The organism is Blautia sp. CGZ-1-C1 (genome assembly GCF_056504575.1).
In genome coordinates, this window is record NZ_JBWLUT010000019.1 from 1 (window position 1) to 2,505 (window position 2,505).

At 39.1% G+C, this 2,505-nt stretch carries 4 protein-coding genes; all 4 read left to right on the plus strand.

Going from position 1 to position 2,505, the window contains the following annotated elements; all coding sequences use genetic code 11:
• Positions 1–867 precede the first annotated feature (867 nt).
• The 4 genes from AC058W_RS01090 (at position 868) to AC058W_RS01105 (ending at position 2,449) form a co-directional block, all read left to right on the plus strand.
• Complete coding sequence (locus AC058W_RS01090; RefSeq protein WP_479389582.1) at positions 868–1,263, plus strand: hypothetical protein; 396 nt, start codon at positions 868–870, stop codon at positions 1,261–1,263.
• A complete protein-coding gene (locus AC058W_RS01095; RefSeq protein ID WP_479389583.1) occupies positions 1,199–1,708 on the plus strand; it encodes a hypothetical protein in 510 nt (169 codons plus the stop codon). The genes AC058W_RS01090 and AC058W_RS01095 overlap by 65 nt, the downstream gene beginning before the upstream one ends.
• Before the next feature lie 131 nt (positions 1,709–1,839).
• Positions 1,840–2,028 carry a helix-turn-helix domain-containing protein gene (locus AC058W_RS01100; RefSeq protein WP_118246936.1) on the plus strand — a complete coding sequence of 63 codons (189 nt, stop codon included), beginning with the start codon at positions 1,840–1,842 and terminating at the stop codon, positions 2,026–2,028.
• Positions 2,029–2,041: 13 nt separating this feature from the next.
• Positions 2,042–2,449 (plus strand): hypothetical protein, encoded by a 408-nt coding sequence (locus AC058W_RS01105; protein ID WP_479389584.1) that lies wholly within the window; start codon positions 2,042–2,044, stop codon positions 2,447–2,449.
• Positions 2,450–2,505: the final 56 nt, after the last annotated feature.

Here is a 2,505-nt window from a genome sequence, read left to right on the forward strand (position 1 = left end):
TAAAACCCTTGAAAAGTAACAAAAATCGTAAATACAAATTCGTGTGGTATATGAGGAAATGAACTTTTTTCCACAAAATTTGCAGATATCTCAGAAGAAAAATTGTCTTAAAACCCTGTAAATATAAGGAAAATGGGATATGGTTTAGCGTGTGGTATATGAGAGACTGAACTTTTATGTTTCATTTTTCGCCAAAAATTACACGAATTCAAAAAAAATATCAGCGTAAAACCTTTTAAAAATAACAAAAATTAAAGGTGACTTAGCGTGTGGTATATGAGGGGAATAACTTTTTCTATGTACAAAATTACACGATATATATGTATCATAGTAACAATAAACGACGTAAATACAACAAAAATCGGAGCTGGCTTAGCGTCCCAGGTATATGAGAGAACAAACTTTTATAAGATGCAGATGCATCATTATAATATATAACTAACGAAAAAAGGAGGATTTTAATAATGACTGAGAATAGTAAGAAGAGGATTTCTATAGAAGTAGAGCCAGATTTTCGCAGAGAGCTGAAGTTATTTGCTAGACTCTGCGTGGAATGACTTTACAGAACTATATCACAACTCTGATTAAGAATGACATGAAAAATATGAAGTAAGAAAGAGAGGAAACCAGAACAATGAGACAGCAGAATATGAAAACAAAAGCAGTTCGTAGTCAAAGAATCGCATGGCTGTTGCGAAAAGAAGGATTTGAAATCATCAATGTTGTGTGCCGAACAGGTGCCGTCCGAATCTGGATGTGTTCATATTTGAAGCGACACCGGAGCTATGCGCGGCTCTGGACGAGCACATCAGAAACAAAGATAACAGACGAGATAAAAATTAAAGACGATAATCGGAGGAAAGAATCATGAGTGACTATATCGTAGTAGATGAGAAACTGATTGACAAGTTGGATGAATTAAAGATAGATAATGGTAAGTGTATCATGTTATATGCCAAAATATTAGCAATGGCGAACAACAAAGGATATACGACAGCAGGAAATGCTTACTTTGGAAGAATTTTAAATTTGGAAGACCGACAGGTCAGAAGACATTTGAACAGTCTGGAAGCGGCTGGATGTATTACAAGATATGAAAAACGAAGAGGATCACATACGGAAGCTCGTATGATATATCCAAAACTGTTTCTTACAGAAGACGACGGACAAGATTGTCCAGACCGGACAGATATGACCTATGACGCCGGTCATAAAATGTCCAAAACCCCGGTCAAGAAAGACCAAAACCTCGGACGGATTTGACCAAAACCCCGGTCATACATGCCCTCCAGTAAAAGAATGTAATAGATATGTAAAAGATAATAGTACCGCTGACGCTGAGACGGACGCTTCGCTGGTAGACGTTCCGCTTCGCTGCACTGTAGAGGTCGCTGACGCTCCAAATGTCGTCGCTTCCGCTCCTAACTCCGCTGACGCTGCGCGCTTACGCTTGCCGGATGATCTGCCGGAAGATATTCGCAATATAAAGTTTGAAGCGAAAATAGATGACAAATCTATGTTAGAGGTTATGGATCGTGATTATCGTGATTATCTGGATGATTATTGGGATACTCATGAGGATATTAGAGATAAGCTTATCGAGAAGTTTACTACTGGATTCTATTGTGGTAACAAGGATAAGGTTACTGCTTATGCAGAGTTCTTGATGGAACATTATAAAATAGTACCTATCAAAAAGTATTTGTAATTGAACAAGAATTTGAATTTACAATCAGAGAATAACTAGAACGTATAAGCACATGTCAGTGTTTATGACTTTCGGATTGCTTATATATTGTAGTTATTTTCTGCTGAATAAGAAAGTGAGGAACAACAGATATGAAATTTTATACAGCAGAAGACTTACAACAGATCATGCAGATCGGACACAAACAGGCAGAAGCATTGATGAGAGTAGAAGGATTTCCGAGTATTCGGATCGGACGCAGTTACCGGGTTGAGGAAGATGCTCTTTCAGAATGGTTAAGCCAGACAAAATCAGTGAAACTGGATTACAGCAAGTGCTAGGACTGGTGAAGTTATGAGCGGAACATTTACATCTTGGGGAGCACTTGTGCAGGCACTTCAGAAAGAAGTAGCAGAAGCAACAGAAGAGGTTGTGGACGATTCTCTGGATGATCTGTACAGGAACGTTGACAGATTTTACAGTTCCTCAGAAGGAAGATATCACCGTACAGGAATGCTGCGTATGTCACCACAGAGTTACTTCAGCGGTGGCGGTTCTGTGTCTACAGGTGAGATCAGTCTGAACACCGGACACGGTTACAGTCCTTCTGGGAGAGATACAAGAACGATTTACGGTTATGCTGAGAATGGTGGATTGCTGGGTAACGGTGGATTCTGGGCTGATCCGAATGTCCAGAATCCCGGCACACATACAGCAGTCATTCGGCAGCAGATTTCATTAAGAAATGATTCGGAACAATAAAAATACGATTGAGAATAAAGGAGAACAAGGATTATGAAATTAGCAGATGTTATGGA